12 protein-coding genes are annotated in these 17,173 nt (G+C 28.7%); 8 read left to right on the forward strand and 4 right to left on the reverse strand.

Features of this window, described 5'->3' with window-relative positions:
* The first annotated feature begins 2 nt into the window (after nt 1-2).
* Nucleotides 3-785, forward strand: a complete 783-nt coding sequence (locus TOPB45_RS06585) for a biotin--[acetyl-CoA-carboxylase] ligase (protein WP_013910054.1) — start codon at nt 3-5, stop codon at nt 783-785.
* Here TOPB45_RS06585 and carB read toward each other — a convergent pair.
* Nucleotides 773-4,036: a carbamoyl-phosphate synthase large subunit gene (gene carB, locus TOPB45_RS06590; protein ID WP_013910055.1), complete on the reverse strand. Its 3,264-nt coding sequence runs from the start codon at nt 4,034-4,036 to the stop codon at nt 773-775. The genes TOPB45_RS06585 and carB overlap by 13 nt on opposite strands.
* A gap of 55 nt (nt 4,037-4,091) precedes the next feature.
* A complete protein-coding gene (locus tag TOPB45_RS06595; protein ID WP_013910056.1) occupies nt 4,092-5,912 on the reverse strand; it encodes a SurA N-terminal domain-containing protein in 1,821 nt (606 codons plus the stop codon).
* Nucleotides 5,913-6,007: 95 nt separating this feature from the next.
* Between TOPB45_RS06595 and TOPB45_RS06600 the strand changes: the two genes are divergently transcribed.
* From TOPB45_RS06600 to TOPB45_RS06610, 3 genes are read left to right on the forward strand one after another with little or no spacing between them, the layout of a single operon-like run.
* On the forward strand, nt 6,008-6,673 hold the full coding sequence (locus TOPB45_RS06600) for a cell division ATP-binding protein FtsE (protein ID WP_013910057.1): 666 nt from the start codon (nt 6,008-6,010) through the stop codon (nt 6,671-6,673).
* Nucleotides 6,666-7,532: a hypothetical protein gene (locus TOPB45_RS06605; protein ID WP_013910058.1), complete on the forward strand. Its 867-nt coding sequence runs from the start codon at nt 6,666-6,668 to the stop codon at nt 7,530-7,532. Before TOPB45_RS06600 ends, TOPB45_RS06605 begins: the two co-directional genes overlap by 8 nt.
* Nucleotides 7,522-8,226, forward strand: coding sequence for a M23 family metallopeptidase (locus TOPB45_RS06610; protein ID WP_041430370.1), 705 nt, complete (start codon nt 7,522-7,524; stop codon nt 8,224-8,226). The genes TOPB45_RS06605 and TOPB45_RS06610 overlap by 11 nt, the downstream gene beginning before the upstream one ends.
* Nucleotides 8,227-8,232: 6 nt before the next feature.
* On the opposite strand, the gene TOPB45_RS06615 is transcribed toward TOPB45_RS06610, so the two are convergent.
* Nucleotides 8,233-8,694, reverse strand: coding sequence for a hypothetical protein (locus TOPB45_RS06615; protein WP_013910060.1), 462 nt, complete (start codon nt 8,692-8,694; stop codon nt 8,233-8,235).
* A 98-nt stretch (nt 8,695-8,792) separates the two neighbouring features.
* Here TOPB45_RS06615 and purM point away from each other — a divergent pair, with 98 nt between their 5' ends.
* The 4 genes from purM to selB are packed head-to-tail and all read left to right on the forward strand — an operon-like array spanning nt 8,793 to nt 14,695.
* Nucleotides 8,793-9,848, forward strand: coding sequence for a phosphoribosylformylglycinamidine cyclo-ligase (gene purM, locus TOPB45_RS06620; protein WP_013910061.1), 1,056 nt, complete (start codon nt 8,793-8,795; stop codon nt 9,846-9,848).
* Nucleotides 9,849-10,694, forward strand: coding sequence for a glycine--tRNA ligase subunit alpha (locus TOPB45_RS06625; RefSeq protein WP_013910062.1), 846 nt, complete (start codon nt 9,849-9,851; stop codon nt 10,692-10,694). It abuts the gene before it with no gap.
* Complete coding sequence (glyS, locus tag TOPB45_RS06630) at nt 10,695-12,767, forward strand: glycine--tRNA ligase subunit beta (protein ID WP_013910063.1); 2,073 nt, start codon at nt 10,695-10,697, stop codon at nt 12,765-12,767. It begins immediately after the preceding gene.
* Nucleotides 12,768-12,778: 11 nt separating this feature from the next.
* Nucleotides 12,779-14,695 (forward strand): selenocysteine-specific translation elongation factor, encoded by a 1,917-nt coding sequence (gene selB / locus TOPB45_RS06635; protein WP_013910064.1) that lies wholly within the window; start codon nt 12,779-12,781, stop codon nt 14,693-14,695.
* Here the strand turns inward: selB and TOPB45_RS06640 are convergent.
* A complete protein-coding gene (locus TOPB45_RS06640) occupies nt 14,692-17,061 on the reverse strand; it encodes a Lon protease family protein (RefSeq protein WP_013910065.1) in 2,370 nt (789 codons plus the stop codon). The genes selB and TOPB45_RS06640 overlap by 4 nt on opposite strands.
* Between the last annotated feature and the right edge of the window lie 112 nt (nt 17,062-17,173).

The following is a 17,173-nucleotide window of genomic DNA, read 5'->3' on the forward strand; positions in this document are numbered from 1 at the left end:
AATTGGATTACTCTATATACTTTCCAGAAATAGGTCAAGAAATTTGGCATTTTAAAAGTCTCCCCAGAGCAATGGAATTTGCTAAAGAGTTAATTTATTTTTTACCAGAAAAAGCTAACGGAAGAATTGTTAAAGCCGATTTTTTATCCGAAGCTAAAGGTAGATTTGATAGAAAATGGTTTGCTCCAAAAGGTGGGCTCTGGATGGCAATTAGCATTTATGATGAATTTTTAATAGAGCACTCATCTCTTATTTCTCTGATTTTCGGTTTGGCTATGTGTAGGTGTGCAAATTATTTTGGTATAAATGAAGCTAAAATTAAATGGATTAATGATCTTCACTTTAATGGGAAAAAAATTGGAGGAGTATTAATTGAAAAATTTGACCATTGGTATATTGCTGGTATAGGACTTAATGTTAATAATGCCTTACCATCAAATCTTCCTGCAATAAGTTTTAAAGAAATATTAGGCAAAGAAATATCCATTTTTCAAGTTTTAGAAAATATTCTTTATTGGTTAAGATATTACTTTGGCTTTTTAAGGTTTTATGAAAGAAAAAAACTTGAAGAAGAAAATTTAACTAATCTAATAGTAGAAGATTTTAAATTATTTTCAGATACAATAGGAAGATGTATAATTTACACCCATGATCTCGATGAAGAAGAAATTTTAGCCATAGGAAAAGCTTTTGATATTACAGAAAAAGGCACCCTTTTAATAAGAGATACTTCTTCAGAAGAAATTTTAGAAATTTTTTCTGGAGAAATTTTTTATATTTTATAGAATTTATAGAATTTATAATCCAAATAGGTATAATATTTTTGTAGGGGAGTGAAAGAAAAGGATTTTACTTTTAATGTTTTAATACTTTCTACCATAGCTTTTGCACAAGAAAGAGTAGTAGCATATGGTATATCCAATTCCATAGTATATCTTCTTATAAGATAGGCATCATCTTTGCTTTCTTTACCTTTAGCAGTATTAATAGCTAAGGCTATTTCTTTATTTTTTAATAAATCTAATATATTAGGTCTTATATGTTCAGAAATTTTAGGAACCTCTGTTACTTCTATTCCAAAAGATTTTAAAAACTGAGCAGTCCCTTTAGTAGCAATTAATTTAAAACCAAGGTCTTCTAAAGTTTTAGCAATAGGAACTACTAAAGGTTTATCTTCGTCTTTAATAGAAATAAAGACCTTTCCCTCGGTTGGTAATTTCATTCCTGCAGCTAATTGAGCCTTAGCATAGGCCAAAGCAGGGTCCCAATCTATACCCATTACCTCACCCGTAGATTTCATTTCGGGTCCTAACATTACATCAACTTGAGGAAATCTCTTAAAAGGGAAAACCACTTCTTTTACTGAATAATAAGGTGGTATAACTTCTTTTGTAAATCCTATATCTTTCAACCTTTCTCCTATCATTATCCAGGTAGCAAGCTTTGCAAGAGGAACCCCTATAGCTTTAGAAACAAAGGGGATAGTTCTTGAGGCTCTTGGATTTACTTCTAAAACATAAAGTTCATTATTTTTTATAGCATATTGTACATTAATAAGTCCTTTAACTTCCAATTCTTTAGCTAAAAGTGTAGTTGCTTCTTTTATTTCATCTATTAATTTAGGAGGAATATGTAAGGGAGGTAAAATACATGCTGAATCTCCCGAATGAATTCCTGCTTCTTCAATATGTTCCATTATACCTGCTACTACAACTATTTCTCCATCTGATATAGCATCAACATCAATTTCTATAGCATCTTCTAAAAACTTATCTATTAAAATTGGATATTCAGGATTAACTTTAACTGCAGTTTCTATAAAGCTTTTAAGTTCTTCTTCTGTATAAACAATTCTCATTGCTCTACCACCAAGTACATAAGAGGGACGAACAAGTAATGGATAACCTATTTTTTGCGCTACCTTGATAGCTTCATCAACACTATAAGCGGTCCCTGCTTTTGGTCTTTTAAGTCCAAGTTTTTCTAAAAGTTTGTCAAATTTTTCTCTATCTTCAGCTCTATCTATATTTTCAGGAGAAGTCCCGAGAATCTTTACTCCAGCTTTATAAAGAGGGACAGCTAAATTTAAAGGAGTTTGCCCTCCAAATTGAACTATTACTCCCTCAGGATTTTCTTCTTCACAAATGTTTAGTATATGTTCTAAAGTTAAGGGTTCAAAATAAAGTCTTGTTGAAATGTCATAATCAGTTGAGACAGTTTCAGGATTTGAATTTACCATAATAGACTCTATACCACGTTCTTTTAATGCTAAAGAAGCATGCACACAGCAATAATCAAATTCAATCCCCTGCCCTATTCTATTTGGTCCTCCACCAATTATCAAAATTTTTCTATTTTTTGAAACCCTTGATTCATTTTCTACTTCCCAAGAAGAATAATAATAAGGTGTATATGCCTCAAATTCTGCAGCACAAGTATCTATTAATTTAAAAGTAGGCTTTATTCCTAAGGATTTTCTATATTCCCTAACTTCAAATTCGGTTGTTCCTGTTAAAAAAGCTATTTGATAATCAGAAAAACCCATTTGTTTTAGTTCCCTCATTTCCTCTTCACTAATTTCTTTTAAAGATTTACCCTTTAAAGCTTCACTTTTATCAAAAATTTCTTTTAAATGATATAAAAACCAAGGATCAATGTAAGTTAAGTTATAAATTTCTTCAATAGTAAATCCTGCTTTAAAAGCTTCTTTTATATAAAATAACCTTTGACTATTGGGACGCACAAGTTTTTCTCTAATCAAATCCTTTGGTAAAATAATTCCTTGATCTGAAGGAGACTTGCCATCAGCTCCAAATCCAAATCTACCAATTTCTAATCCTCTAATAGCTTTCTGTAAAGCTTCTTTAAAAGTTCTACCTATAGCCATTGTTTCACCAACTGATCTCATAGAAGTAGTTATTTCATCTGGACACTCTGGAAATTTTTCAAAAGTAAATCTGGGAATTTTTACTACTACATAATCTATAGTTGGTTCAAAGGCTGCTTTAGTCTCTTTAGTAATATCATTTGGCAATTCATCTAAGGTATAACCTACAGCTAATTTAGCTGCTATTTTAGCAATAGGATAACCAGTAGCTTTACTTGCAAGAGCAGAAGAACGAGAAACTCTTGGATTCATTTCTATAACTACCATATCTCCATTTTTAGGATTAATTGCAAATTGAATATTTGATCCTCCTGTTTCAACACCAATCTCTCTAATTATAGCTTGTGCAGCGGTTCTCATTCTTTGATATTCTTTATCTGAAAGGGTTTGGGCAGGTGCAACTGTAATAGAATCTCCTGTATGAACTCCCATAGGATCAAAATTTTCAATAGAGCAAATAATTACTACATTATCCTTAAAATCTCTCATTACCTCAAGTTCAAATTCTTTCCATCCAATAACTGATTCTTCAAGCATTACTTGATGTATTAAAGACATTTCAAGACCCATCTCTACAATATCTCTTAATTCTTCAATATTATAAGCTACTCCTCCCCCTGTTCCACCAAGGGTAAAACTTGGCCTAATTATTACAGGAAATCCAATTTCTTTAACAACTTTTTCTGCTTGAGAAACTGAATGTACAATTGCACTTTTAGGTACCTTTAAACCTATATTTTCCATAGCTTTTTTGAAAAGCTCTCTACTTTCTGCTTTTTCAATAGCTTCGGCTTTAGCTCCTATAAGTTCCACTTTATATTTTTCAAGAACACCTTTTTTAGCTAAGGCAAATGCTATATTAAGCCCTGTCTGGCCACCTAAGGTTGGAAGCAAGGCATCGGGACGTTCTTCCTTTATTATATACTCTAAAGTCTCAGGAGTTAGAGGTTCTATATAAGTTCTATCTGCCATTTCTGGATCAGTCATTATAGTTGCAGGATTAGAATTAACTAAAACAATTTCATATCCTTCTTCTTTAAGAGCCTTACAAGCTTGACTACCAGAATAATCAAATTCACAAGCTTGTCCAATTATTATAGGACCAGAACCAATGATCAAAATTCTTTTTATATCCGTTCTTTTAGGCATATTTATTTTATAATTTCTCCTTTGAATAAAAATTTAAATTTAAATTAGAAATAGATTAAAGTTTTTCAAAAATTGGATAAATTTTAATTTTGGCTCTTTCTCTCAAAAGTTGATACCAAGTCTTAAACCATGTTTCTCTTTTTTCTCTTAAAAGATCTAAAAAGGCTTCTGAAAGCTCATTTTCTTTAATTTCTCCCTCAAAAGGTAGAATCTTTTGTATAAAAAATATCTTTAAATCATCCTTTTCCCAAAAAGTTTTTTCTATAAGCCCGCTCTTTCCCACATTACTTAGTTCTTGAGAAATTAAAGGAGAAAAGATTTCTTTTAATTGATATCTATTTATTCTAAATTCTTTAGTATTAAAATCTTTAAGAATTGGATCATTTGGAGTTATTTTATCTTTGCTTTTTAAGTCTGAAATTAGAAGTTGGGCTTTATTTTCGCATAATTCTTTACCTTTATCATTTAAAAAATCCTTTTTAACTTTTTCTTTTGCTTCCTCAAAAGACAGGATTCTTTCAGGTTTTTTATCCTTTATTTCAATTAATAATATCCCTTGTGGTGTATCTACAGGAGCAAAAAATTCTCCTTTAGGAGAATTAAATACCTTCTGGGCTAATTTAAAATTATTAAATTTCTCACCCAATTCTTTTTGGGTAATCCAATCAGTTTCTTTTAAGCTAACGTTATTTTCTTTAGCCCAAAGAGTTAAGCTATTTGCTTTAACTATTTCAGAATAAATTTTGTTTGCTTTTTCCTTAGCTTCATTCATTATCTTTTCTTTTTCTAAGAACTTACGAATTTCTGACTCTACTTCAGAAAGTTTTAAAATCTTTTGAGGTTGTATTTCTTCAATTCCTAAAATTAAATATCCAGAAGGAGTTTTAATAGGTCCAATAATATCTTTAGGATGGGAAGCTTTAACAATTTCCTTAATAGTATCTGGGAGAGCAGATTCTTCAAACCATTCACTTTTAATTTCTCCAAATTTTGAAAAGTCAGAAAGTGATTTTAATTCAGATCTAATAGTTTTGGCTTTTTCAAAAGCATTAGGTTGATCAGCAGAAATAAAAATTCTTTTTAATTTAACTCTTAAAGGAGCTCTGAATTTTTCTATATTTTCTTCATAATATTTTCTAATTTCATCTTCTGTAACCTTTGCCTTAGCTTCATAAGGTATTAGAAGATAAGTTAGTTTAACCTTTTCATTTTCCTTATAAAGACCTCTATGAGCAAGATAATAATTTTCAAGATCTTTTTCAGTAAAAGCTACTTTTTGGATACATGTTTTTATAGGGAGGTCAATTTCTAAAATTTCTAAGGTTTGCTTATTATATTTCAGATATTCTTTTATTTCACTTTCTGAAACCATAATAGGTGCAGTAAGAAGAAATTTTAGCCTCTGATAAATCAAATCAGATTTAATTAATTTTTCAAAAAACTCAGGAGAGATTCCAAGTTCTCTTAAAATATATTGGTATTTTGTAGGACTAAACTTTCCATTTTCTTGAAAAGAAGGTATTTGAGAAATAGCATAGGTAACTTCTACAGGTGTTATTCTTATTTTCAATTTTTCAGCTTGATCTTCAAGAAGTTTTAATTTTATAAGCTCTTCCAGAACCTGTTCCTTTAATTTTAAATTAGCTAAATCTTTGCTTGAAATTTCTCCAAAGGTTTGCTTTAATCTTGAAATTTGGAAATTATAATATTCTTGAAATTCTTTTAAAGTAATAGGAATTCCATTAACCTTAGCTACTAAATTTTTCCTTTCTGAGGTAAAGCTACCTATTCCCCAAAATATAAAAACAATAACAATGATTATAAAAAAAAGCTTGACATATAAAGAGGTGGCACCCTTTCTTAAGAATCTTAGCATAAAAATTTGCCTTTAAAATTTTTCTAAGTATAACAAAAAGAATTAAATTGTCAAAAGATTTGTTAAAATAAAATTTTTAATTATAATAATTTGCAATGGCCTTAATAACTTTACAAAATGTAAGCAAAATTTATCCTCCCTTTTTTAAAGCTCTTATAAACATTAGTTTAGAAATCTATAAGGGAGATTTTATAGTTCTTACAGGTCCTACAGGAGCAGGTAAAACAACTTTACTCAAACTTATTTATAGAGAAGAAAGACCCACCTCAGGTGAAATATTTTATGAAAATATCCCCTATTCCAAACTTAAATCAAAAGAACTAAGTCTTCTTAGACAAAATTTAGGAATTATTTTCCAAGATTATAAACTTTTTCCAGAATTAACAGTTTATGAAAATATTAAGATTTCTTTGGTTCTCTCTAAAAAAATTATTAAAGATACAAAATTTCTTATTTATGAATATTTGGAAAGATTCAATCTTTCTCAAAAAGCTCAAAAAAAAGTAAAAGAGCTTTCCGGAGGAGAGCAACAAAAAGTAAGCATTATTAGAGCTATTATAAGAGACCCAGAGGTTCTAATTGCTGATGAACCAACTGGAAATTTAGATCCAATAAGTATAAATGAAATACTGGAAATTTTCAAGGATTTTAATAAAGAAGGAAAAACTATTATTCTTGCTACTCATGATCCTGTTATTTTAAATCAAAATTTAGGAAAAATTGTTAGACTTAATAGAGGTGAATTAGTAGAAAATGTTTAGGTATTTAAGTAAAATTGAGTTAAAACAAAGTATTTTTTACTATTTTTTCCTTTTTATTTTTTTCTTTTTTTGGAATTTTTTCTCTTTATTTATTGTTTTCTTTTATTTAAATATTCAAAATCTTTTGCAAACCTATGAAGACAAATTACCCATAAATTTACTTATTTTTTCTGAAACTAATCCATTGAATATTTTAAATTTATCTTCAGAGATAAAAAAATTTCCTTACGTAAAAAATATAGTAGTAATTCCTCCAGAGGAATTATTAGAAAAATCAAAAAAAGATCTCCCTCCTGAAATATTAAAAATTTTTTCTAAAGAGGAGTTGAAATCTCAATTCCCATATATTCTTAAAATTTATCCCTCCTCTATAAAAGATTATCCCGCATTAAAAACTCAACTTAACCTTTTAACCAAAACAAATCCCAATATAGAAATTTCAGAACTTGGATTTTTCAAATTAATATATTTTGCTTATTTTTTTAAACTGGGTTTTTTAGTTCTTGCTATTACATGGGCTTTATTTTATTTAATTTTTCTTTATTTTTTAAATACTTTGATAAACTCCTATTTAAAGAGTCAAACCCAGATATTTCTTCTTTTAGGAGGAACTCTTAAAAAATTTAAATTATTAAGATTCATTTTTGTTGGGTCAATTTTAACTATGGCCTTTGTATATTCAGCCTTTATATATTTTTACATTTCAGATAGCATATCTTCTATAATTCCATTTTTTAAAATTTATCCCAATTTTTCCCAAAAATATCATCTTTTATATTTCGGGATTTATATATTTTTAACTGTATTTTTCTTTCCCTGGTTAACTATAATATTAAGTTATAAAAAGTATGAAATTTAAACTATATTTTTTAATATTTATAATTTTTATTTTTTTTTATATGAGTATTTTACAAGCTTTTAAAAAAGATACAAGTCAAAAGATTGAATATAAAAAAAACCAATTAGTTGAACTTGAAAAAAAGAAAGAAATATTAAAAAAAGATAAAGAAAAATTTCTTAAATTATATATAACTTTTTATGTAAAAAAACTTTATAGTAAAGATTCTTCTGAGTTTTTTAAAAATCCAGATTATTTAACCTTCCTAAACGAAGAAGAAAGGTTTAAATTTATAGAAAAAGCTCTAATAAGAAAAATACTTAGTATTGAAAAAGAAGAAAATACTATAACATTTGCGTATAATAAAATTTTAAAAAATATAGAAAAAGAAAAAGCAAAAGTCCAAAAAGCTCAAAAAGTTTACGCAGTAAATCCCTTAGATGGGAAACCTATAGAACTTGGAAATCATATTTTAAAAACTAAAGGACCTCTTTCTATTTTAGCACCAATTGCTGGTATTATTAAAGGTATAGGTTACAAACAAAATAATATTCATATAGTTATAGAAAATGAGCAATGTAAAGCTACAATTTTAGGACTTGATGAAGTTATTGTTAATGTAGGAGATAAAGTATTAAGAAATCAAATAATTGGAAATGTAAAGGGTGAAAAAAATTTATCTTTTTCTGTAAAATGTGAAAAACCTGTTTCTTAAAGGTTTTTATAAATTTTTTAAAACTTTAGGTTCTAAGTAAGAGAAAAGCTTACCAGGTAAATAAAGCCCACATCCAAGTATCCAGTGTTTATCTTTTAAAATCACATACCCGGGCTCTAAATCAAGTTCTATTTCTACTTTATTTCTCTCTTTAAGAATTAAAATGACCTCTTCTGGAAGGGTAATTATATTTTTTTTAGCTAAATAACCAAATCTTTGAAGGAAGGCTGAGGTAGGTTTTAAATATTTAGAAACTTGTCTCAAAAATAAAAGTCCTACTGTTTGAACTTGAAGATTTTTAAGTTTTTCTAAATAAAAAGTTTTCGGAAAAAGCCAAAAATTAGAAACTCCTCTTAAAATTTCGTATTTTTCAAAATAAAAGGGTTCTATACCAAACCTATCTTCTAAATATTTTAAAATCTCTTCTCTTTCCTTTTCTGAAACCTTTTGAGGAAATCTACCTTCCATAGTTATTTTATATTTTATCTAAAAATCTTGTTTTTGACAAAATGTATTATAAAATTTAGGCATTTAAAGATTATATAATTATATAAAGAGGGGAATTTATGAGTATAGCAGAAAAATATAAATCTGCTGGTGTTGATTTAGAAAAGGCAGTTCTTTTGGTAGAAATTGTAAAAAAATTTACTGCCAATCTTCCCCAAAAAGGGATTATATCAGAGATTGGCGGTTTTTCCGGTCTTTTTTCTTTAGATATTTCTTCTTATAAAAATCCTGTACTTACAGCCTCAACAGACGGAGTAGGTACAAAAATTAAGGTAGCAATTAAAGCGAATAAACATAAAGGAATTGGAATAGACCTTGTTGCTATGTGTGTAAATGATATCATTACTTCTGGGGCAAAGCCTTTATTTTTTTTAGATTATTTAGCCTTTGGTAAATTCAATGAAAAGGTCTTTTCAGAGTTAATAGAAGGAATTGTTGAAGGATGTAAAATTTCTGAATGTGCACTTTTAGGCGGTGAAACTGCTGAAATGCCAGGATTGTATGCCGAAGAAGATTACGATTGTGCTGGCTTTGTTGTAGGTATTGTAGAAAGGGATAAAATTATAGATGGTTCTAATATTTCTATTGGAGACATACTTTTAGGAATTCCCTCAAGCGGGCTTCATAGCAATGGTTTTTCTTTAGTAAGAAAGATTCTATTTGAGGAAAACAAATTTAGTTTAGATTATATTCCTGAAGAATTGGAAAAACCTCTTGGAGAGGAAATTTTAACTCCCACTAAAATTTATGTTCCTTTTATTAAAACTATTCTTAGTAAAAATCTTCCTATAAAAGGATGTGTTCATGTTACAGGTGGGGGCTTTATTGATAATATACCAAGAATATTACCTAAAAACTGTAAAGCAGTTATTGAAAAAGGTTCCTGGGAAATCTTACCTATTTTTGATTTTATTCAAAAATTAGGAAATATTTCTGAGGAAGAAATGTTTAGAGTTTTTAATTGTGGAATAGGTTTTATTTTAATAATAAGTGAAGATATATTAGAAGAAATTAAGAACCTCATTTTGGCTCTTGGTGAAAAATGTTATGTTATTGGTTATATTGATAAAAGAGATGAAAAAGAAAATCAAGTAATTTTTGTTGAGAAAAGATAAATGTATTTTCAAGAAGTAATAGCAACTCTTAATAAATTTTGGGCAGAAAAGGGATGTGTCATTTTACAGCCATACGATATGGAAGTTGGAGCTGGAACTTTTCATCCTGCTACATTTTTAAGAGCTCTTGGTCCTAAACCTTTTTCAGCAGCCTATGTAGAACCTTGTAGAAGACCAACAGATGGAAGATATGGAGAAAACCCAAATAGACTCCAACACTATTATCAGTATCAAGTTATTATAAAACCCTCTCCAGATGGCATTCAAGATATTTATTTGGAAAGCTTAAAAGCTCTTGGTATAGACCCAAAAGAACATGATATAAGATTTGTAGAAGATGACTGGGAATCTCCTACACTTGGAGCTTGGGGTCTGGGATGGGAAGTTTGGCTTGATGGAATGGAAATTACCCAGTTTACCTATTTTCAACAAATCGGAGGATTTGATTGTAATCCAGTTACTGTAGAAATCACTTATGGACTTGAAAGAATTACTATGTATCTTCAAGGAGTAGAAAATGTATTTGATATAAAGTGGAATAAAAATATAACCTATAGAGATATTCATTTTAGAGGAGAAGTAGAATATTCCATCTACAATTTTGAAGAAGCAGATGTTTCTCTCCTAAAAGATCTTTTTAACAAATTTGAGAAGGAAGCTAATAGACTTTTAGATCGTGGACTTGTTTTACCAGGATATGATTATGTTATAAAATGTTCACATATCTTTAATCTTCTTGATGCAAGAGGAGTTCTTTCTCCTATAGAAAGAGCTAATTATATAGGTAGAGTTAGAGGAATAGCTAAAAAAACAGCTGAAAAATGGCTTGAGACTGAGGAATATTAAATGGGTAAAAATTTACTTTGGGAGATAGGAACCGAAGAATTACCTGCAAGATTTATTATTCCAGCTTTAGAAAGTTTAAAAATTTTGACAGAAAAAAAATTAAAGGAAAGTCTTTTAAACTTTGAAGAAATAAAAACTGCAGGAACGTTAAGAAGGCTTACTCTCTTTGTTAAAAATTTATCCGAAAAACAAGAAGAAATAGAAGAAGAAATTCTTGGTCCTTCAGTAAAAATAGGAATTGATGAAAAGGGAAATTATACTAAACAAGCCTTAGGATTTGCTAAAAAATACGGATTAACTCCTGAAAATTTAACTATAAAAAGAACAGAAAAAGGAGAATACCTTTGTTTAAAAAGAAAAATTCCAGGTAAAAAAACTATAGAAATTCTTCCACAAATTCTTTTAAATATCCTCCAAAATATTTATTTTCCAAAATCTATGAGATGGGGTAATTATGAAATAAAATTCGCAAGACCCATAAGATGGGTATTATGTCTATACGGAAAAGAAGTAGTTCCCTTAAAAGTAGCTAATATTGAAGCATCTTCATTTACCTTTGGACATAGATTCCTATCAGAAAAACCTATCCAAATTTCTGAAGCAGATTGGGAAACTTATGAAGTACTTTTAGAAAAAAATTATGTAATTGTAGATCCAGAAAAAAGAATTCTTAAAACTAAAGAAGAAATTTTAAAAGTTTCTAAAAATATAGGCATTCCAGAAATGGAAAAAGATTTATTAGAAGAAAATGCCCATTTAGTTGAATATCCTTTTCCTATAGTTGGAGAATTTCCTAAGGAATTTTTAAGACTCCCCGAACCACTTGTCATTACAGCCTTAAAAGAACACCAAAGATATATATGCTTAAAAAATAAAAAGGGGAAACTTATAAACTATTTTATAGCAGTAAATAATAATTTTCCTAAAAATTTAGAGGTACTTAAAAAAGGGCATGAAAGGGTTACCAAAGCAAGGCTTGAGGATGCTAAGTTTTATTTTGAAAAAGATTTAAAGGAATCCTTAGAAAAAAAAGTAGAGAAATTAAAAGGAATAGTTTATCATATAAAATGTGGAACTTTATGGGATAAGACTCAAAGACTTATTGAGCTCGGAATTTATTTAGCTCAAAAAATAAACTCTCATATAGATTTAGAAAAAGTTAAAAAGGTTTGCTTTTATGCTAAGGCTGATCACGCCTCTGAAGTAGTTAAAGAATTTACTTCTCTTCAAGGAATAATGGGAAGCATATATGCAGATTATTTTGGAGAAAAGGAAATAGCCTCAGCCTTATATGAACAATACCTTCCTTCTCCACAAAATGAAAGTTTACCTCAGACTTGGGAAGGAACGATTCTTTCTTTAGTAGATAAGATCGATCACCTTGTTTCTCTTTTCGGAAGTGGTGAAAAACCTACAGGGGAGGCAGATCCTTATGGACTAAGAAGAGCAGCTTATGGAATTATAAAAATACTTATTGGAAAAAATATTTTTCTTGATTTAGACAATATTTTTAATTATGCTTTAAAAGTCCTTGAAAAACAAAGTTTTTTAAGAGAAAAAGAAGCTTTAACTGAAATTTTAGAATTTTTCAGAAAAAGATTAGAAGGTGAATTTTTAAATTTAGGTTTTAATAAATTACTCATTAGTGTGATCATAAAACTTCCTCTTAATCCCTTTGATCAATTTTTAAGAATAAAAGCTTTAAAAAATTTTCAAGATAGAAAAGATTTTATTGATCTTATTACGGGATTTAAGAGGGTTTCTCAAATACTAAAAGGAATTGAAATAGAAAAACTTCCAAATTTAGACCCTACCCTTTTTAAAGAAAAAGAAGAAAATGAGCTTTATTTTAAAATGTTAGAATTACAACCAAAGTTAGAAGATTTTTTAAATAAAAAAGAATACATAAAATATTTGGAAACACTTCTTGAATTTAAGGAATTAATTGATCGGTTCTTCGACAATGTATTTGTTATGGTTGAGGATAAAAAAATAAGAGAAAATAGACTCAAACTTTTAGCAGAAATTTCAATTCATTTCAATTCTTTTGGAGATTTTACATATCTTATGTAAATTTTTTAAAAATGCGTAGAGTTATAATAGGAACTGCTGGTCATATAGATCATGGAAAAACTTCTTTAGTAAAAGCTCTCACAGGAATTGATACAGATCGTCTCAAGGAGGAAAAGGAAAGAGGTATTACTATTGATTTAGGTTTTGCTAACCTTTTACTTCCTTCAGGAACACTTGCTGGAATTGTTGATGTTCCTGGGCATGAAAGATTCATAAGAAATATGGTTGCTGGAGCAACTGGTATAGATTTAGTTATTTTAGTTATAGCTGCGGATGAAGGGGTTATGCCTCAAACTAAAGAACATCTTGAAATCTGTGAACTTTTGGGAATAAAAGACGGGGTTGTAGTTATTACTAAAATAGATTTAGTTGATAAAGAATGGTTAGAAATGGTAAAAGAAGAAGTAGAAAAATTTTTAAAGGACACTTTTTTAAAAAATGCACCTATAATTTATTTTTCTGCTGTTACAGGAGAGGGAAAAGAAGAACTTTTAAAAATATTAGATGAAAAAGCTTCCCAAATAATTATGAAGCCTGAAGATCAACCATTTAGACTACCTATTGACGGGGTTTTTACTATTAAAGGGTTTGGAACTGTAGTAAGAGGAACAGCTATCTCTGGAAAAATAAGTATAAATCAAATAGTTAAAATATATCCTAAGGAACTGGAAAGTAAAATAAGAAATATACAGGTTCATGGAAAAAATGTAGAAACAGCTTATGCTGGTATGAGAGTAGCTTTAAACCTTCAAGGGATAGAAAAGGAAGAGTTAGAAAGAGGTGATGTAGTTGCTGAACCAGATGTCTTAAAACCTTCACAATGGTTAGATATAAAAGTTACCTCATTAAAAAATATAAAACCCTTTATAAGAAACTTTGAAAATCTTCTTTTTTATGTTGGTACTTCAGAAGTTCTGGGTAAAATTATTCTCTTTGGAAAGGATGATTTAAAACCAGGAGAAACTGATATTGCTCAAATATTTCTTCAAAAACCAGTTACTGTATGGAGAGGTGATAGATTTATTTTAAGAAGAGCATCCACTAATACTACTGTTGGTGGAGGAGAAATAATAAATCCAGTTTCTTATAGAAGAAAAAGGACTAAACCTTGGGAAAGAAAAGAACTCGAATTTATTTCTCAAGCTGAAACCCCAGAGCTTATCAAATATTATGTAGAAAAAAAGGGATTCCTGGGTATAGAAGAAAGGGATTTACAACTTGCTGTTTCTGTTTTTGGTGAAAAATTCAAAGAGTTAATAGATCACCTTTCTCAAGAAATAGTTAAATTAAAAGAAAAAGAAAAAGTTTTGTATTTCTCAAAAAATGCTAAAGAAAAACTTCAAAATAAAATAATTGATACTTTAAAAGAATATCATAAAAATAACCCTTTTAGTCCTGGATTGACTAAAGAACTTTTAAAAATGAGAATTTCTTCTTTTATTCCTGATGTATTTTTAAATTATGTAATAGACGAACTTATACAAAAGGGAATTTTAAACAAAGAAAAAGAAATACTATTTCTTTCTGAATTTAAGATGATTGATTCTACAGAAAAAGAGGAGCTTAAAAAACAAATTGAAGAAAAAATATTAAAAGAGGGGCTAACTCCAAGAGATTTTGATGAAATTCTTTTAGATTTTAAAGATAAATATAAAGCTGCAAAAGAACTCTCACAAACTCTCTTAAAAGAAGAAATTTTGGTTAAGGTTTCTGAAAAATTAGTTTATCATAAAAATATTCTTCAAGAAATTGAGAAAAAAGTAATAGATTTTTTAACCAAAAATAAAGAAATGACTTTATCTGACTTTAGAAAAATATTGGGTTCTGAGATAAGCAGAAAATACTTAATCCCCTTAGCAGAGTATCTTGACAAAAAGAAAATAACTTTAAGAATTGGAGATAAAAGAATTTTAAGAAAAAAACTCTAACTTTTTAATTTTTTAGAAGTTTTTGTTTTCTTTTTAGTCTTTTTTTCTTTTTCTTTACTTAATTGATAAAGTTTTTTTAATCCTTTAGCTACCTCTTTATGAAATTTTTCAGGTTTGTATCCTGTAAGAATTTCTATAACATCATCAATAGTTTCTACTGTATATATATGAAATTTACCGTTTTTAATATCTTCTAATACATCGTCATCAAGAAGAATGTTATCAAAATTTTTTGCAGGAACAATTACTCCTTGCTCACCTGTAAAATTAGTAAGTTTGCACACTCTATAAAACCCTTCTATCTTTTCCTTTATTCCCCCTACCGGTTGTATATTACCAAACTGATCAATAGAACCTGTTACTGCTATATCCTGTCTTATAGGAATTTTAGAAATAGCTGAAAGTATAACCATAAGTTCTGCAGCCGACGCACTATCTCCTTCTACAGGTTCATAAGCTTGTTCAAAAGTAAGGGTACAAGATAATTGAAGAGGAAAATCTGTGCTATATTTGTTATATAAATAAGAAGAAAGAATAAGGACCCCTTTTGAATGGATGGGGCCACTCATATCTATTTCTCTTTCAATATTAATAACTCCTTTTGTTCCAGGAAAAACATTGGCTGTAATTCTTGAGGGTTTACCAAAACTATGATCTCCTAAAACATAAACACTTAACCCATTAATTTGCCCTGTCTTTTTCCCCTCTATATCTATAATTATTTTACCTTCCTTTATAAGTTCTCTTATTTTTTCTTCTAACAAATTAACTCTAAATATTTTCTCTCTAAGGGCTTGTTTTATTTCTTTTTGAGTAATAATTTCATTTTTAGAAAGGATATCTGCTTCTCTAAGCAGGTCTATAATATTTTTCAAAACAACATTTATTTTTTTTCTATCTCCCGCTTGATAAATGGCATATTTAAGAACTTCGGAAAGTCCAGAGGCATCAACTTCTTTTAAATTTTCTTCTTTAATGATTTTTTTAATAATTTTGGGAAAGCTCTCTATTACTTTATTATTTATTTCTATTATTGGATTAAATTCTGCTTTTATCTTAAATAATTCAATAAATTCTGGATCGTAAAAACTTAAAAGATAATAAAGAAAAGAATCTCCTATTAAAAATACTTTAGCAGAAAAAGGTACTGGTTCTGGAAGAAGTCCTACATGAGGAACAGGAATTTCTTCTATCATTCCTCCCATAAGATATAGTTTTTTATGAAGAAGGGTCCTTTTAAGTAAAATCCAAACATAGGGATTTTTAAGAACCTCCCAGAGATCTAAAACAAGATAACCTCCGTTAACTTTGTGAAGTGTCCCAGGAGCAAGACTTAAATGATCAGCATAAAGTATTCCCATTTCAGCCCTATAATTAATCTGCCCAAAAAGACCTTTTAAAGTAGGCACTTTTTCATATATTACAGGAGCTCCTTCAGTTTTTGTATTATCTACTAAAACATTTACTCTAAAAACATTAAGAGCCCTATTAATACTATTTTGAATAACCACATTACCTTTAGCTTTTTCCCATTCAATAAAAAGATGAATATTTTTAACTAATTCTTCTTTTACTTCAGAAATAAATTCTTTTACCTCTTCTATATCTTTAAATTCTGCTTCCAACTTTTCAAAAGCTTTATTTACAATATTAGTAGCTATTTTTTTTCTCAAATTGACTAAATTTTCCCCTAAGGCACTATCAAGTTCACGAAGTTTTCTCATATATTGTCTGAAAGTAGGTTCAAAGGCATTTAAATTTCTTTGATATTCTTCCCTAAATTGTGGACTCTCCAATAATTGTTCTTGGGCTACAGGAGTTTCAATTTTAAAAATAGGAAGAAGTCTTACTCCTTCTGGACCAAAAAGAACCATTAAATTATATTTTTTAGCTTCTTCTATTAATTCATTTATAACCTTTTCTTTTTGAGAATCTATTTCTTTAGTAAGGGCACTTAGTTCCTCTTCATATTCTTTTCCTTCAAAAGCTTTAAAAGTCTCCCTTTTTAAAAATTCCAAAACTTCTTCAATATAATCTGCTAATTTCCTTCCGTAACCTGCCGGTAATACTATAGCTTTTGGACGATAAAAATCTTTGAAATTGTTTACATAACAAATATCCGAAGGTTTTGCTTTAGTCGGAGTTATTTCTTGAAGCCTCTTTAAGGTATATCTACTTCTTCCTATTCCATTTGGACCACATACATAAACATTATAACCTTCCTTATCAAGTTGTAGGGCTAAATCAAAAGCCCTCTCCACCCTTTCTTGTTGAATAAAAATTTCTTCTTCTTGATATTCTGAAGTTCCAGAAGAATAACTAAAATCAATTATTAAATTTTCAAAATTTAGTCTTTTCCAAGCCATTATGTTTTAAAATTTTAAAAAAATATTTATAAAATACAAGGCTTTCTGTTGCAATTTTTTATAATAAAAGTAAAATTTTCTTTCTGTTAGCTTTCAAAGAGAGAGGTTAAAC

Source organism: Thermodesulfobacterium geofontis OPF15, assembly GCF_000215975.1.
GTDB classification, from domain to species: domain Bacteria; phylum Desulfobacterota; class Thermodesulfobacteria; order Thermodesulfobacteriales; family Thermodesulfobacteriaceae; genus Thermodesulfobacterium; species Thermodesulfobacterium geofontis.